25 protein-coding genes are annotated in these 25,118 nt (G+C 51.1%); 13 read left to right on the forward strand and 12 right to left on the reverse strand.

Annotation, left to right across the window (positions count from 1 at the left end):
• Positions 1 to 61: 61 nt before the first annotated feature.
• On the reverse strand, positions 62 to 223 hold the full coding sequence (locus UNDKW_RS30670) for a hypothetical protein (protein ID WP_232063095.1): 162 nt from the start codon (positions 221 to 223) through the stop codon (positions 62 to 64).
• Between the two features lie 25 nt (positions 224 to 248).
• Between UNDKW_RS30670 and UNDKW_RS23655 the strand changes: the two genes are divergently transcribed.
• The 4 genes from UNDKW_RS23655 to gorA all read left to right on the forward strand — a co-directional run bounded on the left by UNDKW_RS23655 (position 249) and on the right by gorA (position 4,021).
• Positions 249 to 902 carry a M14 family zinc carboxypeptidase gene (locus UNDKW_RS23655; protein ID WP_255431556.1) on the forward strand — a complete coding sequence of 218 codons (654 nt, stop codon included), beginning with the start codon at positions 249 to 251 and terminating at the stop codon, positions 900 to 902.
• 318 nt (positions 903 to 1,220) lie between these two features.
• Positions 1,221 to 1,628, forward strand: a complete 408-nt coding sequence (locus UNDKW_RS23660) for a lysozyme inhibitor LprI family protein (protein ID WP_162060746.1) — start codon at positions 1,221 to 1,223, stop codon at positions 1,626 to 1,628.
• Positions 1,629 to 1,748: 120 nt separating this feature from the next.
• Complete coding sequence (locus UNDKW_RS23665; RefSeq protein WP_162060747.1) at positions 1,749 to 2,630, forward strand: dienelactone hydrolase family protein; 882 nt, start codon at positions 1,749 to 1,751, stop codon at positions 2,628 to 2,630.
• A gap of 38 nt (positions 2,631 to 2,668) precedes the next feature.
• The gene (gene gorA / locus UNDKW_RS23670) at positions 2,669 to 4,021 is read left to right on the forward strand and encodes a glutathione-disulfide reductase (protein ID WP_162060748.1); all 1,353 of its coding nucleotides are present in this window, start codon (positions 2,669 to 2,671) and stop codon (positions 4,019 to 4,021) included.
• A 206-nt stretch (positions 4,022 to 4,227) separates the two neighbouring features.
• Here gorA and UNDKW_RS23675 read toward each other — a convergent pair whose 3' ends face one another.
• From UNDKW_RS23675 to UNDKW_RS23685, 3 genes are all read right to left on the reverse strand, one after another.
• The gene (locus tag UNDKW_RS23675; protein ID WP_162060749.1) at positions 4,228 to 4,998 is read right to left on the reverse strand and encodes a hypothetical protein; all 771 of its coding nucleotides are present in this window, start codon (positions 4,996 to 4,998) and stop codon (positions 4,228 to 4,230) included.
• Positions 4,999 to 5,228: 230 nt separating this feature from the next.
• Entirely contained in the window at positions 5,229 to 6,290 is a 1,062-nt protein-coding gene (locus tag UNDKW_RS23680; RefSeq protein WP_162060750.1) for a tetratricopeptide repeat protein, read from the reverse strand.
• Between the two features lie 179 nt (positions 6,291 to 6,469).
• Positions 6,470 to 7,276: a hypothetical protein gene (locus UNDKW_RS23685; RefSeq protein WP_162060751.1), complete on the reverse strand. Its 807-nt coding sequence runs from the start codon at positions 7,274 to 7,276 to the stop codon at positions 6,470 to 6,472.
• A gap of 206 nt (positions 7,277 to 7,482) precedes the next feature.
• On the opposite strand from UNDKW_RS23685, the gene UNDKW_RS23690 reads away from it, so the two are divergent.
• Positions 7,483 to 8,232 (forward strand): ZIP family metal transporter, encoded by a 750-nt coding sequence (locus UNDKW_RS23690; RefSeq protein WP_162062088.1) that lies wholly within the window; start codon positions 7,483 to 7,485, stop codon positions 8,230 to 8,232.
• A 175-nt stretch (positions 8,233 to 8,407) separates the two neighbouring features.
• On the opposite strand, the gene UNDKW_RS23695 is transcribed toward UNDKW_RS23690, so the two are convergent.
• The 6 genes from UNDKW_RS23695 to UNDKW_RS23720 form a co-directional block, all read right to left on the reverse strand.
• On the reverse strand, positions 8,408 to 9,253 hold the full coding sequence (locus tag UNDKW_RS23695) for a sulfurtransferase (protein WP_162060752.1): 846 nt from the start codon (positions 9,251 to 9,253) through the stop codon (positions 8,408 to 8,410).
• A gap of 26 nt (positions 9,254 to 9,279) precedes the next feature.
• Positions 9,280 to 10,200: a DMT family transporter gene (locus UNDKW_RS23700; protein ID WP_162060753.1), complete on the reverse strand. Its 921-nt coding sequence runs from the start codon at positions 10,198 to 10,200 to the stop codon at positions 9,280 to 9,282.
• Between the two features lie 59 nt (positions 10,201 to 10,259).
• Positions 10,260 to 11,360 carry an aromatic ring-hydroxylating dioxygenase subunit alpha gene (locus UNDKW_RS23705; protein ID WP_162060754.1) on the reverse strand — a complete coding sequence of 367 codons (1,101 nt, stop codon included), beginning with the start codon at positions 11,358 to 11,360 and terminating at the stop codon, positions 10,260 to 10,262.
• A 192-nt stretch (positions 11,361 to 11,552) separates the two neighbouring features.
• Positions 11,553 to 11,999, reverse strand: coding sequence for an SRPBCC family protein (locus tag UNDKW_RS23710; RefSeq protein WP_162060755.1), 447 nt, complete (start codon positions 11,997 to 11,999; stop codon positions 11,553 to 11,555).
• A 9-nt stretch (positions 12,000 to 12,008) separates the two neighbouring features.
• On the reverse strand, positions 12,009 to 12,689 hold the full coding sequence (locus UNDKW_RS23715; RefSeq protein WP_162060756.1) for a GntR family transcriptional regulator: 681 nt from the start codon (positions 12,687 to 12,689) through the stop codon (positions 12,009 to 12,011).
• Positions 12,690 to 12,719: 30 nt separating this feature from the next.
• Positions 12,720 to 13,538, reverse strand: a complete 819-nt coding sequence (locus UNDKW_RS23720; RefSeq protein ID WP_162060757.1) for a fatty acid hydroxylase family protein — start codon at positions 13,536 to 13,538, stop codon at positions 12,720 to 12,722.
• 623 nt (positions 13,539 to 14,161) lie between these two features.
• On the opposite strand from UNDKW_RS23720, the gene UNDKW_RS23725 reads away from it, so the two are divergent.
• From UNDKW_RS23725 to UNDKW_RS30165, 3 genes are all read left to right on the forward strand, one after another.
• Positions 14,162 to 15,094: a triacylglycerol lipase gene (locus UNDKW_RS23725; RefSeq protein ID WP_162060758.1), complete on the forward strand. Its 933-nt coding sequence runs from the start codon at positions 14,162 to 14,164 to the stop codon at positions 15,092 to 15,094.
• A gap of 68 nt (positions 15,095 to 15,162) precedes the next feature.
• Positions 15,163 to 16,119, forward strand: coding sequence for a lipase secretion chaperone (locus UNDKW_RS23730; RefSeq protein ID WP_162060759.1), 957 nt, complete (start codon positions 15,163 to 15,165; stop codon positions 16,117 to 16,119).
• A 249-nt stretch (positions 16,120 to 16,368) separates the two neighbouring features.
• Positions 16,369 to 17,073 carry a type II toxin-antitoxin system HicB family antitoxin gene (locus UNDKW_RS30165; protein ID WP_197893006.1) on the forward strand — a complete coding sequence of 235 codons (705 nt, stop codon included), beginning with the start codon at positions 16,369 to 16,371 and terminating at the stop codon, positions 17,071 to 17,073.
• Positions 17,074 to 17,167: 94 nt separating this feature from the next.
• Here the strand turns inward: UNDKW_RS30165 and UNDKW_RS23740 are convergent, their stop codons facing one another.
• Positions 17,168 to 19,507 (reverse strand): DUF1631 family protein, encoded by a 2,340-nt coding sequence (locus UNDKW_RS23740; RefSeq protein WP_162060760.1) that lies wholly within the window; start codon positions 19,505 to 19,507, stop codon positions 17,168 to 17,170.
• Positions 19,508 to 19,990: 483 nt separating this feature from the next.
• Here UNDKW_RS23740 and UNDKW_RS23745 point away from each other — a divergent pair, with 483 nt between their 5' ends.
• The 4 genes from UNDKW_RS23745 (at position 19,991) to UNDKW_RS23760 (ending at position 23,965) form a co-directional block, all read left to right on the forward strand.
• Positions 19,991 to 20,278: an exodeoxyribonuclease VII small subunit gene (locus UNDKW_RS23745; protein WP_162060761.1), complete on the forward strand. Its 288-nt coding sequence runs from the start codon at positions 19,991 to 19,993 to the stop codon at positions 20,276 to 20,278.
• On the forward strand, positions 20,275 to 21,168 hold the full coding sequence (locus tag UNDKW_RS23750) for a polyprenyl synthetase family protein (RefSeq protein ID WP_162060762.1): 894 nt from the start codon (positions 20,275 to 20,277) through the stop codon (positions 21,166 to 21,168). Before UNDKW_RS23745 ends, UNDKW_RS23750 begins: the two co-directional genes overlap by 4 nt.
• A gap of 391 nt (positions 21,169 to 21,559) precedes the next feature.
• Complete coding sequence (dxs, locus tag UNDKW_RS23755) at positions 21,560 to 23,401, forward strand: 1-deoxy-D-xylulose-5-phosphate synthase (RefSeq protein ID WP_162060763.1); 1,842 nt, start codon at positions 21,560 to 21,562, stop codon at positions 23,399 to 23,401.
• A gap of 162 nt (positions 23,402 to 23,563) precedes the next feature.
• Positions 23,564 to 23,965 (forward strand): hypothetical protein, encoded by a 402-nt coding sequence (locus UNDKW_RS23760; protein ID WP_162060764.1) that lies wholly within the window; start codon positions 23,564 to 23,566, stop codon positions 23,963 to 23,965.
• Between the two features lie 153 nt (positions 23,966 to 24,118).
• Here the strand turns inward: UNDKW_RS23760 and UNDKW_RS23765 are convergent, their stop codons facing one another.
• Positions 24,119 to 24,412 carry a hypothetical protein gene (locus tag UNDKW_RS23765; RefSeq protein WP_162060765.1) on the reverse strand — a complete coding sequence of 98 codons (294 nt, stop codon included), beginning with the start codon at positions 24,410 to 24,412 and terminating at the stop codon, positions 24,119 to 24,121.
• 145 nt (positions 24,413 to 24,557) lie between these two features.
• On the opposite strand from UNDKW_RS23765, the gene UNDKW_RS23770 reads away from it, so the two are divergent.
• On the forward strand, positions 24,558 to 25,118 hold the full coding sequence (locus UNDKW_RS23770) for a hypothetical protein (protein ID WP_162060766.1): 561 nt from the start codon (positions 24,558 to 24,560) through the stop codon (positions 25,116 to 25,118).

Raw genomic sequence — 25,118 nt, forward strand, 5'->3', positions numbered from 1 at the left:
GTCATGCCATCTGCAAACAGCCTGTCTGCTACTCCTGCTGCATCAGTTCCACCAGCAGCATCTACGCCATCAGCAGCGTCAGCACCATCCACGCAAGCCCCCCCCCTGTCAAACCAAAAATCGTCAGCGACTGGTGCACGCCACTGGTAGCGCGCCTGCCCAAGGTCAGCCTGGCTGACTGCAAGAACAGCAAACTCAGCCCTACGGGTGCAAACTCGCTCAACGGTTTCCCGGTACTATTCCGCGATATCAAGGCAGATGCCAAACATCCGCAAGCCATACGCGTACTGCTGCTGGGTGGTATCCATGGTGATGAACAGACTGCATCCTCCATCGTCTTCAAATGGATGGACACTATGCAAAAAAGCCCGCTGGAATTCAACTGGCGTATAGCACCGATAGTCAATCCTGACGGTTTGCTGGCCACCAAGCCACGCCGCGTCAATGCACGGGGCATAGACCTGAACCGCAACTTCCCCACGCCCAACTGGCAAAAAGAAGCGCCAAGCTACTGGGCTCGCGTCACCCGTAGCGACCCGCGCCGCTATCCAGGCAAGGCACCTATCTCAGAACCGGAAAGCCGCTGGGTGTATGAAACCATAGAAAAGTACAAGCCCGACGTCATCATCTCCGTCCACGCCCCTTTTGGCGTACTCGACTTTGACGGCCCGACCACGCCACCGGACCGCTTTGGCCGCCTGATCTATAACCGTGTTGGTGTCTATCCTGGCTCACTCGGCAATTACAGCGGCCTGCACAAGGACATCCCGGTGGTCACTATCGAGCTGCCAAACGCCACGCAAATGCCGCCAGACGCTGAAGTACAGCGCATCTGGCAAGACATGCAGACGTGGATACGGCAGAACGTGGCAACCCCGTTGAAGACGGCACGCAATCCTTAATACCCTATTCCCGATTTGTAGTGCATTGAGTCAAAACCAGCTAATCATGGACGGCTTGGCTCTGTGTAACGCATCCTGACACCAGGGATCAACTTCATAACTGGCATTGATGACGCAAACCAGGATACGAATACACGTACTGATATTTCAAATTTCTGGTCACAACGCTATTCACGATCACCGCATCGATGAAGCAAAAACAGTGCTTCAAAATAAGTTGTTTCCGGGTAAGTTCTGATAATTTCCTTGTGTTATTATTTACTTAACATCATTCCAGTGCTGATATGTTGTGACAATCTCAAAGAACTTAAGGACTTTATGAAATCCATTCAATTAGCACTGTTGCCCTTGCTCTGCACCATAGCAACATCCAGCCAGGCTGAAATCCTGTGTACAACAGCGAAAAATACGCAGGAAGAAGCCCAGTGCATGGCTACCGAAGTGAGCAAGGCAGACAAGAAGCTGGGCACCTATCTGCAAGCTGCCAAAAGCCGGATTGGCAAGACTCCAGACGTCAAACTCAACCTCGATACCGCGCAAAAAGTCTGGGAACAATACCGCGCCGCCCATTGTGGCGATGTCTATACTTATTGGGCACAAGGCAGCGTGCGCTATCGCCAGTCTGCCCAGTGCCAGCTGGACCTGACACAAAGCCGTACCCATGATGTGTGGCAAGCCTACCTGACCTATGCAGACAGCACGCCACCTGTACTGCCCCGTCCCTGAGGCCCAAACCTTAAACAAGCGGGGCTGACAGGTAGGTTTTGGTAATCGGTTGTACAATGCAATGCTGTTTTATCCGGCGTTTCATACATAACCCACGAAGAAACCTTACAGGAGAACACCATGCAGCTTCGCGAAGACTTTAATAGCCTGGTTGGTAGCACTGAAGATAGTACGGCAGTCAACCGCCGCAGTTTCATGCAAACAGCAGTTGGTGTCGGCTTTGCCGCAGCAGTTGCTCCAGTGAGCGCGCAAACCATGATCAAGACTGACCGTGCCGGTCTGACAGATGGCGTGGCAAAACTGACGGTCGCCGGTGCAGAAGTACCTTTGTACTTTGCCAAGCCTGAAGGCAAGAGCAATTTGCCAGTGATATTGGTGATCTCTGAAATTTTTGGTGTGCATGAACATATTGCCGATGTCGCCCGCCGCTTTGCCAAACAGGGTTATCTGGCAATTGCGCCTGAATTGTTTGTGCGCCAGGGTGATGCAAAAAATGCTGCCAGCGTGGCCGAACTGATCAAGGAAATTATTTCCAAAGTGCCTGATGCGCAAGTCATGGGTGATCTTGATGCTTCAGTTGCATGGGCAGCCAATAATGGTGGCGACACCAAGCGCCTGGGTATCACCGGCTTTTGCTGGGGTGGCCGGATTACCTGGATGTATTCTGCCTACAACCCGAATGTCAAAGCCGGGGTGGCATGGTATGGCAAGCTGGTCGGCGATGCGTCGGCATTGACTCCCAAGCACCCTACCGATATCGCCGCCAGCCTGAAAACACCGGTGCTGGGCCTGTACGGTGCCAAGGATCAGGGTATACCCGTAGAGTCTGTTTTCAAGATGGAAGTGGAACTCAAAAAAGGCAATAGCAAATCAGAATTCAAGGTGTATGAAAATTCTGGTCATGCCTTCAATGCTGACTACCGCCCCAGCTATAACGAAGCCGATGCCAAGGACGGCTGGGGCCGCGCTCTGGCCTGGTTCAAGGCTAACGGCGTCGTGTAGTCCATCTTTCTTCCTCACCATATTCCAGGGCCACTACCATGCACACTTACGACTATGACTTATTCACGATAGGCGGCGGTTCTGGTGGTGTGCGGGCCAGCCGCTTTGCGGCGCAATATGGTGCCCGGGTTGCCCTGGCAGAATCGGGCCCGCTGGGTGGCACCTGCGTGAATGCAGGTTGTATCCCTAAAAAACTGATGTCGTATGCGGCGCATTACCATAATGACTTTGAAGAAGCCGCCGGTTTTGGCTGGAGCCTCGGTGAGCAACGCTTTGACTGGGCTACCCTGATCGCCAATAAGGATAAGGAAATCGCCAGGCTCAATGGCATCTACAGCCAGATACTGACGAAGGCAAATGTGGATGTCATCGCCGGTCATGCGCAGATAGTCGATGCGCACACGGTGGTGGTTAACGGTAAAAGCTATAGTACGCATCATATCCTGATCGCCACTGGTGGCCACCCCATCAAACCAGAATTGCCCGGCATTGAACTGGGCATTACGTCGGACGAATTCTTTCACCTGGCTGCCCTGCCGCGTCACGCGGTAGTACAAGGTGGTGGATATATTGCGGTAGAGCTGGCCTCCATCCTCAACGGCCTCGGTTGCAAGGTCACGCTGGTGCAACGTGGCACCCAAATTTTGCGGAGCATGGACGCTGACCTTGGCCATTTCCTGATTGCTGAAATGCGCAAGAAAGGTGTGGAGATTGCGCTTGATACCAAAATATTGTCCATCACGGCCCATGGTGACAGCAAGCAAGTGACTCTCAGTGATGGCCGTACCCTGGATAGTGACTGCATCCTGTTTGCTACGGGCCGCAAGCCTAATGTCAGAGGACTGGGGCTGGAGAACGCCGGCGTGATAGTGCGCGAGAATGGTGCCATCAGCGTGGATGAGCATTTCGCCACCAATGTTCAGCATATCTATGCCATCGGCGATGTCATCGACCGCGTGGCACTGACCCCGGTAGCGCTGGCAGAGGGCATGGTTGTTGCAGCCAACCTGTTCCAGCATGGCCGCAAGCTGATGTCGTATGACAATATTCCCACTGCCGTATTCAGCCACCCTAATATCGCCACCCTGGGCATGACTGAAGCCAGGGCACGTGAAAAACATGCCCATGTCAAAATTTTCAAAAGTGAATTCAAGGCACTCAAGCACACCTTGTCAGGTTCCAGCGAACGCTGCCTCATGAAAATGATCGTCGATGCCGATACCGACCGTGTACTAGGCATGCACATGGTAGGCCCGGACGCTGGCGAAATCATCCAGGGCTTTGCAGTGGCAATGCAATGCGGTGTGACCAAGGCACAAGTAGATGCGACCATAGGTGTGCATCCCACGATAGCCGAAGAATTTGTGACGATGCGGACGGCGGTGGTGTAGTTTGATGTGACTGTCTGTTTAAAGAAATATTGTTGAAATTATTTCAGCCAGGGTGCGATAACAGAGCATAGTCGCACGCAAATTAATCATCAAGAACCATCTTCGTTTGCGCGACAAGGAGGGGCCGTGTGATCCACTCTTACCCCAATTCCACTCTTACCCCAATTCCAGTTTTTTCGATCCAGATGAAGCTGTTTCAGCCTGCCTTATAGACCAAATATCTTTCGATCACACTGCAGTCTATCTTCCTCTTTTTCTAATTTTTCACAGTTGCGCATACGTGGTTTTAATTCTGTCAGTTCGGTATATTTTTGATTGCTCTCTATCGCCACGCATTTCCGTAAGTTGTACACATAAATATAAGTAGTATCGACATCAGGATTTTCAAAAACCTCGTTAATTATTGCTGGCATTACCCGCAAAGTAAGCTGGTCATTTTGCAATCCAGTTTTGACGAGAGCGCTGGCACTTTCTTTTGACATTCCTTTGTCTCTGGCAACGGCAACATTGGATGCGGACTGGCCGATATTTTCGCATAGAGGCACTCGCTTCAATGGATCCCATGCAGACCGTGGGTTTCTTTCGAGGTAGTTGGCAATATAACGCGTATCTGCATTTTGGCCTTTGTAATGCGAACAGGCATCGACAATTGTAGCTTGAGTCGCGCCACGCTGGATGGTCTGATCGGCATAAATAAGCTCATAGATTTTGCCAACAACAGCGATGTATTCAGACAGCAAATTTGCCGGAATTTTAAGATGACGATTCATTGATGCTTGGACCATGTTGAATGCAACCTCCTTCGGCAGTGCAGAGTCACGTCCGTCTACTGCGAAGTCTGCATACATATCAAGGTTAGAACAAACCATCAAGGTTTCTTGGTTGACTGGATTCTGGCTGCTTTGGTCTGCTGCCTTCACGGCAAATGGAAGCACCATGCCCAGGATGAAAAAGAGGGAAAATATTTTATTTTTCATTTTCTTGAATACCAAGTTTAGAAATAGTCAGGCTAATTAAAACCACTCAGCAGATCCCGGCGACAAAGCGACACATGAATGACAGCCGGTAGGGTACGTTTCAACGCACCGGCTGTGATGGCCATGATGATAGATCGAGAACAGTGGCAATATAAAATCGGTGCGCTAACAGGTACCCTACAGACGGCTTGTTTGCAGCATTTATAGTGTTCGCAGCATTCCTGCTTTGCTCAATCAAGGTAGCCCAGCGTCTGTGCCAAAGGATCTATCTTTTCCCATTGCTCTTGCTTGGGGATTGCTTTCGCCCGCAACATCAGGGCATCAGCTTCGGCAATCTGGCCTTTGCGCTGACTCAGTTCAGCCAGCCTGGTCAGCACCAGCGGCAATCGCTTGCCAGCTTTCTTTTCCTGTACCAATAAAGATGCGCGCAACAGCGGTTCAGCTTCAGCGTCGCGCCCCAGTTTCAGGTAAATCGCTGCCTGATCATCCAGCAAGGCGGTTGGCTCACCGTGCGTGGCCCAATATCCTCCCGCTACGGGCTCCTTGGGCATTTGCGAAATGGTCTGCGCGCGCTTCTGCTCCATGCTTTGCAGCAGGACTAGGGCTTTTTCGTGTTTCCCTTCCCGCATGAAGTGGGCGGCAATACGGCGCCCTGACTCATAGGGATTGACTGGTTCCAAACCGATGGGATTAGCTTCCCAGGGGGCTCGCCCGGAAAAATTGAGTTTCTTGAGCAATTGCTCAAGCAGGACCTCGGCTTCGCTAGCACGCTGTAAGCCTATCAGCGCGGCACAACGCATCAACACAAGCTCGTCAGGCTCACCTTCAGGTTTGCCCAGTTTTCCCCAGATGGAGGAATACTGGTCCAGATAGCCCAATGCCTCTGCATATTCACGCGTGCTCAAAGCAAGATTTGCTAAATTGATGTTAATCATGATGCCAACAATACTGGCACTCATATCGGCATCTCTTCCTGTAAATTTTCTTTTTTTGCTCAAATCCACTGCAAGCAGGTTAAATTTTTTCGCATCAGAAAAATCCCTAGCCCAATACGCCAGTTTTGCCATCATGATATACGAAAATAACTGCTCACCAAATTCGCGCTCGTTCTGGGGCGGTTTTGCTTTTTCCAGATAATCAGCGAGACGCTTCCAGCATTTGGATACAGGTACTGGTTCACAAACTGGTGAATCATCGAATTGTGTTTTCTGATTATTCTTTGTATTGTCTGCTGCCTGGGCCCGGTCAAAAGCGAGTAACAACACCAGAGAATATACTATCCATTTTTTCATTGATATGTCTTTGGTGAAGGCGATAGCAGGACGAAAGTATATAGTTCAAAAAATATCGCTGGCATTTCGCAGCATTCCTGTTTGAACCGATTACCAGCAATGCTGCAATATTTTTTTTATTTCTGACGATGCGGTACATTTCAGTTGCGCAGGAAAGCTCCCTTTACCTGCACCTGCCATCAATTCGATGGCTTGATCTTCTGATATACCCGTCCAGTGCCCTGATCAAACACCCAAATTTGCTCCAGCTGGAATACCAGCGCATTACCGGCATAAGTTCCTTCTGTCATTCGGGAAGCAGAAGGGCTTCGGACATGCAGGTAACTCTGTATGAATTGCGGTACCAGGTGCCCAACATACAGTATCCTTAATCTGCTTTTAGCAAGGCGCGCCTCATCTGCCGGTATGTTGAAATCGAGCCTGACTCGCTGCCAAGCGCGGGTATTGGCGATATTCAAAGCACAAACACGGTACTGAAAAAGATCGACATAAACTTCAATACCAGAGGCGCTTCTTGTTCGACCTTTGCTGGCACCTTCGTACGTTTGATTAAGCGTCCTGCTACTTAATATTTCAGTTTTCGCGCTACTCAACTGACTGTAGTCTCCAATCTCAAATGAACCACTCATCTGGGCTTTGTCTGCATCATAATTGAATTCCAGCACGTTTCTTGGTACGACAAAAGCCAGCGTGTCGGACAAGCGCAATTGACCACGCAAACCGGCGTTTGCCATTTGTCCAACCCTGCTCTGATAATCTGCAGTTGACTCAAATTCGTCTTTGATCAAACGGAGTTTTTTGACATCTCCGACGATATCTCCACATACTTGCCCGGTATAAGCAGGACTCAAAGCTTCAAGCTTGTCATCAAAAGGCATCAGTGCAGGAGAGTTTTCATTTCCAGAAACCCCGACACCACTGGTCTGGGCGCAGGCAGATAACATCAGTAATAAGGCTGCGGAAAAAATACTCTGTATTGTTTTCATCTTGTGGATTGGTAGTAGTGAGATAGATTGTGAATTAACAACGTCATTCATTATAGCCAAGGAACCATAGGATTCGGCGAATAATGCATATCCCGATGTTGACAAGAGAACCAACTTGATTTGCAGAAAACCCCGCAATATGTTTTAATTTGCAACCTGGTTGCAAATTCCCGAGGCTTAAAATTCACTCCACGCTGTTATCCATCCTGTTTGCTACCACGATTGCTGGTGTATTAAGCATCACTGCGGCTGCCATTTTTTCGTTTTCATTGCTATCAAAAGTTGTAGAACGCATGGTCAGTTTGTCGGTCGGCATCATGCTATCGACTTCTTTGTTGCATGCCCTGCCTGAGGCTTTTGAGTCTGGGGCGGACACACGTACGCTGTTTGCTTGTTTGCTGGGCGGCTTGCTGGCTTTCTTCTTGCTGGAAAAATTCGCCATTCTGCGCCATTCACATCATCATGAGGGTGACGGTCATCACCATGAGCATGGCCATGATGCGCATGAGGCTGGTAAGGCTGGCTGGATGATACTGGTGGGTGATGGACTGCATAATTTTACCGATGGCATTCTGATCGCTGCTGCCTTTCTGGCCAACCCAAAACTTGGCCTGGTGACCGGCCTGGCGATTATCGCGCATGAAATCCCGCAAGAGATAGGTGATTTTATCGTTTTGCTGAACGCTGGCTTCAGCCGCATGCGTGCATATATGTATAACCTGATCTGCAGCATGATGGGTGTGGTTGGCGGCGTACTTGGCTATTACACGCTGGAAAGCGCGAGCGGCATGATCCCGTATGTGCTGGTGTTTGCGTCTTCCGGGTTTATCTATATCGCAGTCAGTGATCTGATGCCGCAGATGCAGAGGCGGGCGACGATTAAAGAAACGATACCGCAGATTATTCTGATTTCACTGGGAGTGGTGCTGGTGTTGTTTGTGACTAGTCACAAGTAATCTTTTGCAGTCTGGCCTCACAAGGCTGCGCTTCCAAGGTTGAGACAAGCCTCGTAGGTTGGGCTACGGGGTATCAGCCCAACACTGGGCCTTCATCAACGAATACGTCATTTGAACGCCGAGTGTTGGGCTGGTGAAACGTAGCCCAACCTACCATAATCCACCCGGCCTCAACTCAGCGCTCCACCGGCCTGGACGTATCCGCACACCACTCACTCCACGATCCCGGATACAAGGCCGCGCCGTGCAAGCCTGCCACTTCCAGCGCCAGCAGGTTATGACAGGCCGTTACGCCTGAACCGCATTGCATGATGGCATGGCTGGCATCGCCCACGATGGCAGACCACTCTTGCTGCAACTGTTCTGCCGGTTTGAAGCGTCCATCGGCTTGCAGATTGTCTTTAAAGAAGCGGTTTTTGGCACCGGGAATGTGGCCACCTACCGGGTCTATGGTTTCATTCTCGCCACGGAAGCGGTCAGCAGCGCGGGCATCGACCAGGGTTCTGGCAGCGCTGCTGATATTGCCCAATACGTCAATGACACCAACGGTCAGCGCCAGTGCATGCTTGTCTGTGATACTACCGCTGCGTGCAGGTGGCACTTCTGTCGTGACTGGCTGGCCTGCCGCAGTCCAGGCTGGCAAGCCACCATCCAGCACGGCAGCCGCCCTGTGCCCCACCCAGCGCAACATCCACCACAGGCGTGCGGCAAACATGCCACCATGCGCGTCATAGACGATGACCTGACTGTCATCATTGATGCCCAGCGCCTGCAAAGTAGCGATGAAATCCGCTTTCTCAGGCAGGGGATGGCGGCCACGGAAAACACCATCAGCATCGACCTTGGCAGCCGACAGGCGCTGGTCCAGGTGCACAAATTGCGCGCCGGGGATGTGGCCCTGCTCATAGGCAGCCTGGCCTGCATTGGTATCCATCAAATCATGGCGGCAATCCAGCACGACCCAGTTGGTGTCGGCGATGTGGGATGCCAGCTCTGTTGCATTGATCAATGTGGTGTACATCCTGGTCTCCTGAAAAAAGATGATGATTATTCTGAACTGATGGCATCGCCGGGTATGGATTTGCGATTGGTTTTGGCATTATAGAATGTCGCCAGCAAGCCGCTGCATAAAATCACCGCTATACCCACCCAGCTTAGCCAGGCCAGGCTTTCTTTCCAGATCAGCACATCCCATACACTGGAAAAGACGATGCCCACATATTGGAGGTTGGCTGTGACCAGGGTATTACCAAGTCTATAGGCACGTGTCATGGCCATTTGCGCGCTGGCGGCTGTCACACCTATCGCCAGCAAGAGCATGATGCCCCTGCTGTCAAGATGATGCCAGGTGACATCGCCCACTGTGGCGTGGAAGGACTTGCCTATCAGCGTGCCCAGCAGACCAGCGACAGCACAGGTCATGGAAAAATAGAATACCACGCGGTATTCAGGCTCGCCCAGCAAGCCCATCTGCCTCACCTGCATATACGCCCAGGCTGCCAGCATGCCGGATAGCAGGGCGATCATGCCACCTATGACCTGGTCAGCATGTATGCTGGGTCGCAATAACAAAACCACGCCGATAAAGCCCATGAGGATGGCGGCTACCGGCTGCCAGGTCAGGCCACGCTGCTTGCCCCACCAGGCGCTGACGAGCAGGATGGCGGCAATCCAGATCGGCGACATGTAATTCAGTGTCACGGCCATTGCCAGCGGCAACTTGCCCAATGCATAGAACCATAACCATAGCGAGACCACCCCCACGCCACCACGCACCAGATGGTGATAGGGCATACGGGTTTTTAGAGTGCCGCCTTTGAACCTGATCAGCGCAGCAATCATCAGCATGCCTATCGCACCACGGTAGGCGACGATTTCTGAAGTTGAATAATCGGCCGATGCCAGCTTGACGCAAACACCCATGATGGAAAACAGAAAGCTGGCCACCAGCATCCATAAAGACTGCATAAAAACACGACTCCAAAAGATAAGGGAGGCCCACGCCTCCCTTATTTACATTGCTTGCACTATACCGCGATTTTTCTTCGGTACCATTCATGGAAGTGCTGCATGCCATCTTCCATGGGCGATTGATAGGGGCCGACTTCATTGACGCCACGGTCAAACAAAATCTTGCGCCCGGCATCCATGCGCTGGCCTATCTCATCATCCTCGACGCAGGTTTCCATATAGGCTGCACGTTCAGCCGCGATGAATTCGCGCTCAAACAGCACGATCTCTTCAGGATAATAAAACTCAACCACATTACGGGTCTTGCCAGTCGCCGTAGGCCACAGGGTAGAGACCACCAGGACATGCGGATACCATTCAACCATGATGTTGGGGTACAGGGTCAGCCATATCGCGCCGTACTTGGGTGCTTCGCCATTACGGAACTTCAGCACTTGTTCTTGCCAGCGCTGGTAAGTGGGCGAACCGGACTTTTGCAAGCCCTTGTGCACGCCTACAGTTTGCACGCTGTAGTCTTCGCCGAATTCCCATTTAAGGTCATCGCAAGATACAAAACTGCCCAGACCAGGATGGAAAGGCTCAACGTGATAATCTTCCAGATAGACTTCAATAAAAGTCTTCCAGTTGTAATCACATTCATGCACTTCGACATGATCCAGCATATAGTCAGTGAAATCCAGGTCCTGGGTGACACTGAGTTTGGACATGCGTTCCATGACGTTGTAGCCGTTTTGCTCGAACAGCAGGCCATTCCAGTTTTGCAGCGGTGTACGCTGCAAATTCAGGCAAGGGGTGTCTGCAAAATGCGGCGCACCGATGAGTTCGCCCTTGAGGTCATACGTCCAGCGATGCAGCGGGCAGACAATATTATTGGTATTGCCACGCCCATTGAACATCAATGCCTGGCGGTGACGGCAGACATTCGACATCAGTTCTATGCCCTGCGCACTGCGCACCAGCATGCGGCCTTCATTTTCGGCAGCAAGCGTGGCAAAGTCGCCGACATTGGGCACCATGAGTTCATGGCCGACATAACGCGGACCAGAATGGAATAAATCTTTGATTTCGCGCTGTAACAGCGTTTCATCAAAATACACGTAAACCGGAAGTTGCGCGTCAGAACGCGCGAGTGTAGACAAAGAAGCCAGATCGGACATCCCCACCCCCAAATTAATTTGCACCAACCTAAGAGAGAAAGAATCCACAAAAACCTGTTCCGTAAGGATGTTCAATCCCGACGAAAATTCAAACGATCAAACGACTTGAAGAGGAAATTTTGGACAGAACCGGGGATTATACCCGAACTTGAAAAAAATGGTCTGAAAGGATAATGAAATGATATAAAAAGTTCAGCCTGCCTCTAAAACTGCCTGCAGTTGCCTTAATGACAAAGCTGATTCTTCGGCGATGCGGCGGCGCAAAATCAGGAAGTTGAGAATGTTCAGCAAGGGGTTCGGCAAATCGTAATGCAGATGCCTTTCAAACAAGGTTCCTGCTGGTGCCGCTGAAAATTGATAACTGACTGTCAGGCGGGCGCCATTATCAACTGTTGCCTGCCCGGTCCAGCGTTGCAGATCCTGGCATTCAGTTACCGTCCATACCAGGTGCCCGGTGCGGCCACCGGCACGTACATCTTCTTCAAAGCGGGTACCGCTGGTGGCGATGCCGGCATGATCCATATACAGCTTCAGGGATGGGGGATGCCAGTCCGGCCAGTGCGTGGGCGAGCAGGCGTAGTCAAACACCTGGCGGACAGGGCGCTGTATCTCTATGGCATTGTAGATATGTGTAGCCATGGCATACTTTCAGCTGCGGTCCAGCGCAGCGCGGGTATAGGTTTCGACATGGTCGAGCAGCTTTTCTGTGGCGGCAACGGCGCCATCAGCATCGCCACTGGCGATGGCATCGGCCAGGTCAGCATGGGTCATGGCGGTAACATGCAGGATGTCTTCAAACTGTGCCTGCATCTTCCAGAAACGGCGTGTCAGGGCATGCATACGCTGCAAGGCCGAGACCAGGAATTCATTGCCTGCCACCGCGAACACCAATTGATTAAAAGCTGCGTCGGTTTCGCTCAGGATAAGTTCATCTGCCTTGCTGGCTGCCTGGCGAAAGCCTTCTGCCAGGCCACGGAACTGTGCGCGCTCACCCTTGCTCGCCTTGCGGGTGGCGATGCGTATCAGGCTGGACTCCATCGCACGGCGCGCTTCTATCAAACGCATCTGGCATTGCAAATCAACTTCACTGACTATCATGCCACGCCTGGGCAAAACCTTGACCAGCCATTCCTGCGCCAGTCTTTGCAAGGCTTCACGCACTGGTGTACGGCCTAGATCAAGATATTCACAGAGTTCACTTTCAGTAATCGCCTGGCCGGGTTTGAGGTCCAGCGAGACGATACGCAATTCCAGCAGGCGATAAGCGCGCGCAGCTTGCGACTCGTTTTTGATAACAGGAAAAAGCTTGCTGAATTCTGATTTATCCATGGTCTGTTGATGAGGTAAATGGCCGTTGTTTCATAGGTTTTTTTTGGCATCAGGGGACAGCACCACCACGCTCACTGGCTGTAGCGGCGCTTGCACATGTGGCGCCGGGGGCTGCATGCCCAGCTCCTGATAACGCCTGGCTACTTCCGGCTTCAGGTGTTGCGAAGCATAGCCATTGAAGATGGTGCCCAGCAAACTGCGCTGCAAGTCTGATGTACCCAGCAGCCAGTCAGCAAAAGGAAATGTCAGGTTCATATTGTAGTCGGTCATCAACGCCTGGGTATGGTGCACCATGTGATTCCTGCGCATGGTATTCACTAGTGGCAGATGCCTGACCACGCTGTTTTCATCGACATGGCAAAGAAAATGCATGGCTTCATACAAAAGATAAAAAGCGATGGCAGTGGCAAATACGATGTAGCCAAGATTGCGTCCCGCCACCAGCGCGCAGACCAGACCCAGCAAAATGCTTTGGATAGCGATCAACACAAGAGCATAGGCCGGGAAAAATACGATGCGGTATTCACGTGTGCTGGCTACCCGCATTTCTTCATGGGTGAAGTAATGATGATGCTCCTTGGTGTGGCGATGCCAGATCAATTGTGACAAGCGGTTCTTGCCACGCTTGTGCAAGCGGTTCTTGTGCACATACCACTCGTTCAGATTGGCAATCAGCAAGGTCGCTGGCACGCCCAGCCAGGCCCAACTGGCTGCCTGCACCTGATTGAGCGCTGCCACAATGAGGGCAATACCCAGGCCAAATACAAACAGGCCGTGCAAGACGCCATTGTAATAAGGGCTGGTCGCAGCCTGATACTGACTGCGGAACAGACGCTGCTTTTCATCCATGCTGCCATCTCCGGATAATTTTATTTTGAAGTTCAACTGATATATCACATGTTCATCGTATACCAGTTTTAAAAAATTAAAAGCATCCATGTATGATTTTTTGTTCAGGCTGGTTGAACACACACGGTAGCCACAGCTGGCGCCCCAGGCTGCGCGCCCGGACAAGGACTGTCCTCATTTGGCACTACGCGTAAGCAGATGGCTCAGCCAAGATTGATGACTGGTTCTGCAATACATACATGGGATGAAGACGCGGGAGACATCGCAAGAGAAAAGTGGCAACAGAGAAGTAGCAGCAGAGCGCCTGTTGTGGTGAACCGACAAACTTGCCCGCCAAAAACGCAAGACTGCATTTTAGTGAATTTCATCTAAAACCCCGCAACTGCATGCCTTGCTCAGGGAACTACAGAGTGCATATAAATGATTTAACTATTTATATGGCCGCTTGTGCCGTCACAAATTCCCAACACTCCTCATTTTCCGGTCTGTTTTATGTTGCATAGCAACTTGCTAATCAAGCCTGACGAACCTAGCCTGAGCTTGCCATATCAAGACCTGCTCACAGAAGCAGGCACATAGGCACCGCTGCGTTTCATTTCAACGATAACAATGAAAGAGACAAAATGAAAAAACAAATGGTAAAAAGTGTAGTGATGTTCGTCATGGCCATGATGGTGTTACCAGCACCGTCGTGGGCAGCAGGTTATACGGAGACAAAATATCCGATCGTGCTGGTGCACGGCCTGTTCGGCTTCGATAACATCGGCCCGGTAGATTACTGGTACGGAATCCCCTCGGCCTTGCGCAGTGATGGTGCCAAGGTCTATGTCACCCAGGTTGCGGCTGCCAACAGCACCGAAGTCCGGGGCGAACAATTGCTGACCCAGGTCAAACAAATCCTGGCAGTCACAGGCGCAAGCAAAGTCAACCTGATTGGACATAGCCACGGTGGTCCCACCATACGCTATGTGGCTTCTGTCAGGCCTGACCTGGTGGCGTCAGCTACTTCGGTAGGCGGTGTCAACCGTGGCTCCAAGGTGGCAGACGTCTTGCTTGGTGTAGCACCGGCAGGTTCCTTGTCGAACACCGTACTGGTCTCGATCACGAATGGCCTGGCACAAGTCATCAGCTTCCTGTCAGGCAAACCAAAAATGTCGCAAGATGCACTGGCCGCAGCCAATTCGCTGAGCACGGCTGGTTCACTGAAGTTCAACGCCAAATACCCAGAAGGCGTACCAACGACAGCTTGCGGTGAAGGTGCCTACACGGCACGAGGTGTTGCATATTTTTCCTGGAGTGGTGCCAAGCCCTATACCAATGTGCTCGACATCATAGACCCAGCGCTGGCACTGACTTCACTGGCTTTCTCAGGTGAAAAAAATGATGGCCTGGTCGCCAGTTGCTCCACCCATCTGGGCAAGGTCATACGGGATGACTATGCAATGAACCACCTGGACGAAGTGAATCAGACCATAGGCCTGATCAATATCTTTGAAACCAATCCGGTTACCCTGTATCGTCAACATGCGAATCGCCTGAAAAATCAGGGCCTGTAATTTTGTAATACGGCCTCTGAATGCAGTCCCCGCAACAAGATGCAAATTTGAACAAGGAGCGGTAGTCTATGAGAACAGCCAATCTGGCATTTGCTGGCGCGACGGCCCTGGTCGTCGCGGTTTTTTTCGTTTTTACTTCCCTCAAATCAGAGAGCAATAGCGAGCCCATCAAGCAGCGCAAGAGCGATCAAAGCTTTGACTTTGTACGCTCATTTGAAGGCACTACCCGCGATGGCAATATCAGCCAGAGTGACATGAGCCAATTACAGGTCAGCGCAGAATTGCGACTGCTGTTTGATTACTACCTGGCAGCGACCGGCGAAAAAAAACTGCCCGAGATACGCACCGAAATTGAAAGAGTACTGGATCAAAAACTCAGCGGCAATGCAGCTCTGCAAGCCAAGAACCTGCTGGCCCGCTACATCCAGTATAAAGAAGCCCTGGTCAGCGTAGAGGCCAATGCACAAAACATCAGCGCGGGTAAAACCAGCATGGCCTCAGCAGCCCGCCAGCGCTGGTCTGCCATGCAGCAAACCCGCCAGCGCTTCTTCAGTGAAAAAGAAAACCAGGCCATGTTTGGCTTTGATGACGCCTACGACATCGATGCCCTGAACCGCCTTGATGTCTCCGAAAACGCCAGCCTCACCCCCGAACAGAAACAGGCACAACTGAAAGCCCTTGACGACGCCCTGCCCGCTGCCTTGCGCGAAGAAAAAAATGCCCCCTACCAGGTCATACGCCTTGAAGAACAAGCCGCCAATCTGCGTGCCACAGGCGCCAGTGAAGAAGACATCTATAAAATGCGCGCCGCCGCCACTTCACCAGAAGCCGCCAGCAGACTCGCCGAAGTCGATAGAGAAGAAAGCATCTGGAAAGCCCGCATACAACAATACCTGGAGCAAAAGAATAAACTGAATACCGAAATGGCCTTCCACAGCGCGACCGAAAAACAGGCTGCACTAGACCAGGTACGCAAGCAGTATTTCAATGCGGATGAACAGCGCAGGTTGCCTGCGTATGAGTGAATGCAGTCCACTTTTTAAAAATATGCAGATAGTTCAAATAGACGAAACTTCGTAGGTTGGGCTACGTTTCACCAGCCCAACGCTCGTCCATTGATAAACAAATATGCTATTTGCGGCCAACAAAACCAAAATACAAACAATTTTGTTTATGTTTATCACACTATATAAACAATTTTGTTTATAATTAATCTGCGCAATAGCAGATTCGCGGAATTTCATTGCGTCTTTATATAGACATTGGAGGCAAAAATGAGATATCCAGCAAAATTTTCCGAAGACAAAAACGGGTATGTTCAAGTCACATTCAGAGACATTCCCGAGGCAATTGCAAATGGTGATTGCGAAGACAGTGCAATATTTCTAGCAGGCGAAGCTCTTGTTTGCTCAATGAAAAATTATCTTCAAAATAAGCGAGCTGTGCCAATGCCATCCACATTAATGGACGGCGAGCAAATTATTGAGATTCATTTGCAAACCTGGTCAAAGGTTTTACTTCTCAATGAAATGATAAAACAAAACGTCAGAGCTGCCGATCTGGCAAGACGGATGAACTTGTCACCTCAATCTGTAAATAGGATAGTTGATATATCCCATCCAACAAAAATAGAAACCACATACGAAGCACTAAGAGCTCTTGATTCCCAGCTCTGTTTAATCACTCAGCCGACAACACCGAGCCTAACACATTGGCAATTTAGTCGAGAGGAAACTCCATTTCCAGACCAAAGACAGCGCGCATCAACTGACGCCGTCAATGCACTTTTTCGCTGGCAAAATAAGGGGGGCAACAACAATCGGAGACTTGAAAAATTTATTGATGAAGATGATAAGCTCGAAGCTATTCTTTATTCTTCCGCAAATGACCAAACTGCCTGGAGCGACTTGAAACTGGAGTGTGAAAACTTATGCTTACGGTTGGAAAAAATAGAGGAAAAAACACAGCTGGGACGTTGAGTGTGCCGCTTTGAACAAGCTTAGCCACAACTTACAGGCACTTTATATCAGATGAATTGCCTGTACTCTTAGCTCTGCAATACAGAAACGAAAATCAAACCAGACTCATCTCTTCTTCAGCCTCTTGCTCATCTGGCGTATTTTCCAGAGCTTCGGTCAAAGCGCGATCGACGACGCGGTCGAGTTCGAGTATCTTCGCGCGTTTTTCGCGGAAGGTTTGTTCAAGTTCTTCGGCAGTGACCTGGAAGGTTTTTTCCTTGTCACCGGTTGTGAAGATGTACAAGCTGCGCATGGGGCTGACCCAGGCGAGTTTGACCTTGGTGGTGCCACCGGTTTTCTTGGTGAATTCCAGCCAGACGCCACGTTCGAGTTCGGTGACGGTATCGACGTGTTCATCTGGTGGCGGTGCAGGTTCGGCTTCGGCCTTGCCTTCTGCTTCTGCACGTTTTGCTATTCTGCGTTCGGCAGCTTGCTGTGCCACTTCGACAGCGATTTCAATCTGACGCTCTGGTGACAGGTCTAGTGGTGCACGGACGATGGAGGCGTGGCATTCTGCCAGGTCAGCAAAGAATTGCACACGGTCGGCATCTTCCCACTTGATCAGGCTCAGCCATTTGTTCAGGCGGGCCAAAATCGCAGGCAGTCGGTTCAATAATTCCTGCCGCTGTTGCAGGGTGATCTTGGGCTTGACGCTCCAGATCAGGTCATCCATGGTCTTGATGGCGTCTTCAACAGCATAGGGCTTTTCTTCCTTGACGCTATAGGCCAGAGTAAGCACCTTGGTCCAGCGGTCTTCAAGGAAAGTTTCAACAAAGGCGACGACTTCACCAGTACCCACGCGCAAGGACACCTCGTGGGTGGCGGCGATGCCAGCCTGTTTGACTTTTTCTTTTTTAAGCGCTGTCTTGATCGGCAGTTGCAATGCCTCGGCCGCTTCTTTCTCTTCTTTCTGGATGAAAGATTCGAGATCGTTGACGACTTCATCAAACAAAGCGACTTCCTGGTCAAACTCTTGCTGCACACGATGGACGTTGCGCTGCATGGTCTGGAACAGGGGATCTTGCTGACCTTTTTTCTGATCCCAGGCCAGGCTATAACGCGACAGCAAATCTACCAGGCGGCGGGCCGGATGATTTTCCTGGAAGAAGAATTCCTTGTCCATCAAGGCGGCCTTGAGGACAGGTATCTGCAGGACTGAGATCAATTCCTTGATCTGGGTAGGAATGGCCTGATTGCGGAACACGCTGTCAAATACTTGTGACAGCAAATCCAGGGTATTTTTTTCTATACCGGTGTTGGCGATGTTGGCAATTTCCGGCATTTGCTCGCGCATTTGCGAGAGGCGCAATACGTCTTGCGCACCGGCCATCATCTGCTGCAGCTTGACACTCTTTTGCAGCTCAGCGAGTTTTTGGAACAGCTCGGCACGCGCCACTGTCTGTGACTCACCCGACTGGGCAAAACCGGAATAAGGGGTAGAGCCACCAGCACCTTCCGATGCACCGCCCATCTGGCCTGCACCACCTTGGTGACCGCCGAAATTACCTGAACTGCCTGAGCCACCCGAGCCACCACCAGCAAAACCACCGCCTGCGCTCATGCCACCAGCACCGCCATGTCCGCCGTCAGCATGGCCACCTGCTTCATTCGCGGCACCAGCCTGGGCATTGCCAGACAAGAGGTTTCTGAGTTTTTGCGAGATATCGCCAGGGGCTGCTTCTTTGCGCTTTTCTGAATTACGGCTACGGCGTATGCGGAAGGACTCGTGCAAGTCGGGCAAAATGCCTTTGGCAATCAATGCTTCATTGAGGGCATTTAAAATTGGTTCCAGATCGAACAGTATGTCGGCTCGCAACAGTGGCAACACCAGCTCATGGGTGTTTACCTCTGGATCAAACTCACACCAGGCAGAATAAATGGTGTGCAGGAAAATCTCTGGACGGAAAGGATTTTGCGCAATGCTCAGTGCATCATGCTCCATCAAGTGGGCAAAACGCATATTCAATGCGGCATACTGCTCGGCACTATCGAGTTCCAGTGTGCGGCCAGCCCTGCTCAGGGCCAGTTTTTTGTCCATCTCTTCGTAAGTGACCAGCGTCAGGGCGACGTCGGCATTGCTCGCGACGATTTTGACACCTTGCAGGAGAGCCTCGATTTCCTTGCGGAAAGCAGCTTCAAATCCAGCCGATGTCAGGTAGAAAAAGGCATAGCCATTTTTTTTGAGCAATTGCCCGGCGTTAAAGCTCAGGTTTGCTTCGCGCGCATCCATGCTTTGCTCAGACAAGGCGAGGAAGGCATTTGCCAGGCGGGCAGAGAATGCATCTAACTGGGATGCCACCAAATGATTCGCCAGCGGAATCAGACCGCGCAAGACGGCATCGCGGGACTGTAGAACAGTACCGGTAGGCTTGGGCAGGTTGGCTGGCGTGGACATGGTGACAAGAGAATCAGGTTATTTTGTTCAAACTGAAATTAGAACAATAAAAGTAAGAAAATTTATCCAAGTAATACTATAGTGCAAATCGCACATTACAATTGCAAAGAATTAAGACAAAGTCATGACACAATTACAGTTTCTTTTGCGGTGTATGTTCTTTGCTCTAAGATAGTTGGAAAACAGCTAATCTGCACAAGAATTAATCAAACTGGATGAACGAACTATATACCGCTAATTTCCACATGGAAATGTTTGAAACGCAATTTCTGCAAAATTTAAGCATAGCTTCAGAACAAATTTCAAAACAGCAACAGCTCCGAGCACATCCCTTAAAATTGATTGCCATCATTGCAATAAACAGTAAATTTCTCGGTATTGCTCTAAAATAGCAGGTTGAACTCTGTTTACCTTGCTTTTCACGCCGATTTTTACGTTTGGTTTCACTTTTTTTTGTTAACGGCGCGAAACAAACATTTCTTTATGACAAAAAAACAATCAACTGCAAATCTAGCTGTTCCCGCCCATCTGGAGGGTCTGTCCTTTGAAGATGCGATGGCTGAGCTCAATAAGCTCGTCAACAGCATGGAAGCAGGCGAGCTGCCGCTTGAAGCCTCTGTAAGTGCTTACCAACGCGGTTCTGAACTGGTGAAATATTGTGCATCCCAGCTAGAAAAAGTAGAGCAACAAGTTAAGGTACTGGAAGCTGGCATGCTCAAACCTTTTGCCGACTCTGGCAATCAGGGTGGCAATCAAGGCAATGAGGAATGAGCATGAGTGAACAATTTGGTAACTGGATGCGACAAACCCAGGCAGAGTGCGAAACCAGCCTGAAACAGTTTTTGCCGGACGAAAATACAGTCCCGCAGCAATTGCATGCCGCCATGCGTTATGCGACCCTGGATGGCGGCAAACGGGTACGTCCTCTATTAGTATATGCAGCAGGCCAGTTGTTTGATGCGCCTGCCGCCTTGCTGAGCCGGGCTGCTGCTGCAGTAGAAATGATCCATGCGTATTCGCTGGTACACGACGACATGCCCTGCATGGACGACGATGCCCTGCGCCGTGGCAAACCTACAGTGCACGTCAAATATGATGAGGCAACCGCACTGCTGGTCGGCGATGCCTTGCAGGCACAGGCCTTTTTGGTCTTGTCTGAAGGTGAAGGTGATGCCAGCGCCAAACTGGCCATGCTGCAATTGCTGGCACGTGCTGCCGGCTCGGTCGGCATGTGTGGCGGACAGGCGATTGATCTGGCCAGCGTCGGTGTCGCCCTGAACCGTGAACAACTGGAGCAGATGCACAGGCTGAAAACCGGTGCCCTGCTACGCTCTTCTGTATTATTAGGGGCCATGTGTGGCAAAACCCTCGCTGCAGATGAAACTGCAGCGCTGGATAGCTATGCTGCCGCGATAGGCCTGGCTTTCCAGGTGGTAGATGATGTGCTCGACGCAACGGCAGATTCTGCCACTCTGGGCAAGACGGCAGGCAAGGACGCGGCAGATAACAAGCCCACCTTTGTCAGCCTCATGGGCCTGGAAGCTTCACGCGCATTAGCCACGCAACTATGCCATGATGCGCATGCAGCACTGAGCAATTTTGGTGACAAGGCCAGTTTATTGCACGACTTGGCAGATTTGATCGTGCAACGCCAGGCTTGATGTCAGGCTGTAGTTGATGTTGTAGGGTGCGCCATGCGCACCATCGTAGTTAAGCCTGCAATCAAGCAAGCGGTGCGCATGGCGCACCCTACGGGCAGCAGTAATTAAGGCTAACAGTAATCACGTCATTCCAGCGCAGGCTGGAATCCATCTGCGCAAGATCAGTTCATGCAGATAGACAAGGTTAGGAGTGTGCGCCGTGCGCACCACAGCAGTAAAAATAGTAAAGCGAACAATAAATTTGGCAGAGAGTTTTGCCAAAGAGTAGTAGTCAGACAGAAGTAAGCACGGACAGTAATACAATGCAGGTATGCGATAGCAGCTCTGACCATCGACCAGTTAATACATGGCAGACAATCAGAGGCGTTTAGCCAAGTAATGAAAAAGAACAATGACGACTTTATTAAACACCATTAATTCCCCCGCTGACCTGCGCAGCATGACGCGCAGCCAACTCAAGCCGCTGGCCGATGAATTGCGTCAATACGTGCTTGACTCCGTTTCCAAGACGGGCGGCCATTTGTCGTCGAACCTGGGCACGGTGGAATTAACCATCGCCCTGCATTACGTCTTCAACACGCCAGAAGACAGGCTGGTATGGGATGTCGGCCATCAGACCTATCCACACAAGATTCTGACAGGCCGTCGTGACCAGATGCATAGCCTGCGTCAGTTGAATGGCATCTCCGGTTTCCCGCGTCGTACTGAAAGTGAATACGATACCTTTGGCACCGCGCACTCATCGACCTCGATTTCTGCCGCGCTGGGCATGGCACTGGCCGCCCGCACCAAGGGTGAAGACCGCCACGCTGTTGCCATCATCGGCGATGGCTCGATGACGGCGGGCATGGCTTTTGAAGCCATGAATAATGCTGGCGTACATGATGATATCAATCTGCTTGTCGTGCTGAATGACAATGACATGTCTATCTCGCCACCTGTGGGTGCACTAAACCGCTACCTGGCGCGCCTGATGTCAGGCAAGTTTTATGCGGCCGCACGCAATGTCGGCAAATCGGTCTTGCCATCACCTGTGCTGGAGCTCGCCAGGCGCTTTGAAGAACATGCGAAGGGCATGATAGTACCGGCCACCATGTTTGAAGAATTCGGTTTCAATTACATAGGCCCTATCGATGGCCATGATCTTGATTCGCTGATACCGACACTGCAAAACATCCGCAACCTTAAAGGCCCGCAATTTTTGCATGTGGTAACCAAAAAAGGCCAGGGTTATAAACTGGCTGAAGCTGATCCCGTTTTGTACCATGGCCCGGGCAAATTCAACCCGGCGGAAGGTATCAAGCCTGCAAGCGCACCGGCCAAACAAAGCTATACCCAGGTATTTGGCAACTGGTTGTGCGATATGGCAGCGGCGGACCAAAAACTCGTCGGCATTACACCGGCCATGCGCGAAGGCTCGGGCATGGTGGAATTTGAAAAACAATTCCCCAAGCGTTATTACGATGTCGGCATTGCTGAACAGCATTCCGTCACCTTTGCCGCTGGCCTCGCTTGTGAAGGCTTGAAGCCTGTCGTCGCGATTTATTCCACCTTTTTGCAGCGCGCTTATGATCAGTTGATCCATGACGTCGCCCTGCAAAACCTGGACGTGACTTTTGCCCTAGACCGCGCCGGCCTGGTTGGCGCCGATGGTGCAACCCATGCCGGTAATTATGATCTGGCCTATCTGCGCTGCATCCCTAACATGGTCGTCATGGCCGCATCCGATGAAAACGAATGCCGTCAGATGCTGAGCACAGCCTATCAATACCACGGCCCTGCAGCAGTACGTTACCCGCGCGGTGCTGGCATAGGTGTGCCAACAGGCAAAGACCTCGATACCATCCCCCTGGGCAAAGGCGAAATCAAACGCCAGGGCAAGCGCATCGCGATTCTGGCATTTGGCTCTCTCGTGCACCCCGCACTGCAAGCGGCGGAACAACTAGATGCGACGCTCGCAAATATGCGCTTCGTCAAACCGCTGGATGTGGAATTGCTCAAATCCCTGGCCGCCAGCCATGATGAACTGGTGACCGTCGAAGAAGGCTGCACCATGGGTGGCGCAGGTTCAGCAGTGGCTGAAGCACTTGCCGAAGCAGGTATCAACAAGCCCCTGCTGATACTGGGCCTGCCAGACCGCTTTGTCGATCACGGCGACCCAGGTTTGCTGCTGGCGCAATGCGGGCTGGATGCTGCGGGTATAGAGAAATCAATCCGCGCCAGGTTCGATTAAAAAAACCTGCGACGCTGATGCTCAACAACAAAAAGACTGCTGGCAAGCAGTCTTTTTCGCTAATGGTGGCATGACACTCATATTCACTATGCTCTGAAGAGTGAAGTAAATCAGGGTGCAGATATTATAGATAGAGCATCCTCAACACTGTAAGGAAATCCATTGAGACTATTGATTGACAAGGCAGGTTTTACTGCCACGCTTGAGTCCATTCATGGCGTAGATTCATTTTCCGGGCTACTGGAAGCAACACCTTTTCTGCTCAGAAAGCTGCGGCAGGCGCGAATGCGCCGTACTACTGAGCAGCCTGGCCATCACTTCCCGGGCATGGATGACCTGACACAAGAGTTGCGGGATATGCCATCCGATTATAATGTCTGGCCTGACAAGGAATATTGGTATGCAAAATTAGTCCGGTCGCCGGAATGGCCGGCAAATCGCAGGCTGTTTGTAGTTTTATACTGGTATCAGGAAGGCGACGATCCGCTAAAAAGGCTGGAAGAAATTGTCTCGACAATCAACTTGGAACAATGCATGGCATATGAAGAATACTCTTACGATTAAATGCCCATAGTGTCCACGGCCTTAATCTCGACTATGACAAATCCTTTCTGCAATTTGTCCTCCAGCGTATCTTCCTGCATCTCGCCAAACTGGGCAACATTGCGGGTCTGAGGCTCAAGTCTCGCCTCTGCAACATATGCAGAATATGCAGCATCATCGACTACCGCCTTTTTTAACTGCTGGCTGCACAATTATCTTTGCAGCCGCGGTTTTTGGAGAGTGGACGAAATAAGTCAGGCTGTCGCCACTGACCTCACCCATGTCAGCCGATGTTGCACTGCAATCTGCGCGACGCTTTCTGTCGCTAGCGTCACCAACACAAATATCGAACACTTCAGCCCACCACTGTTCGAGATTACCATCACCGTCCAGATCGAACACCTGCGCGAGATTGTTTTGCGCCGGTCCGCCACGAAAGCGCACCGGCAACCATACATCGCCCAGCATTGCCGCTGATCGCCTGGTATTTGAACTAGGTGCACTACATCAATATAATCATTGCACCGCAGTTTTTACATGTGCATTGTGTGGATAGAAATCACGCAAAGACGACACTGCCACAATACTCCAGGAATTTTTAAAGGAAACCAGTATGCATATACATTCCAAACGACTCTGGTCAGCCATCCTCCTGCTAGGTGCGCTATCTTGCGGACACGCGCAGGCAGCAGATGCAGGCGGGCAGGTAGTGACGACGGATGACAAGCACGTCAAATTCTGGGCGGCAGGCACGCCAGAAAAAACTGAAGAAACCATGCCCGACCGTAAGGGTGCACCCTATAAGCGCACCACTTACACGATGGAAGCTGGCGGTAGCACGCTCATGCTCGGCGTACTGGAGTTTCGCCAGGATGATGGATCGGCCCCAGGTTATGAAACCGCCTACCTGAACACCATGCTGGACAATATGCGCAGAAGCTTTGTTAACAAGTTTTTGCTCGATAGCGATGGCGGCTGGAAAGATATAGACCTGCCCAATTCAAACCTGAAAGGCAAGCAGGTCAAAGGCAGGCTTGAGAATCAGGATTTTGTTTTGCGCGCCTACGTGGCCCCGCATACTATCTACATGCAGCAGGCAGGTCATGCGCCGCAAGATAAAAAGGCCGCAGAAGTGGCGGACAAGTTCTTGCAATCGCTGGAGATCACGCCTTAA

The organism is Undibacterium sp. KW1, from assembly GCF_009937955.1.
In the GTDB taxonomy this organism is placed as follows: domain Bacteria; phylum Pseudomonadota; class Gammaproteobacteria; order Burkholderiales; family Burkholderiaceae_D; genus Undibacterium.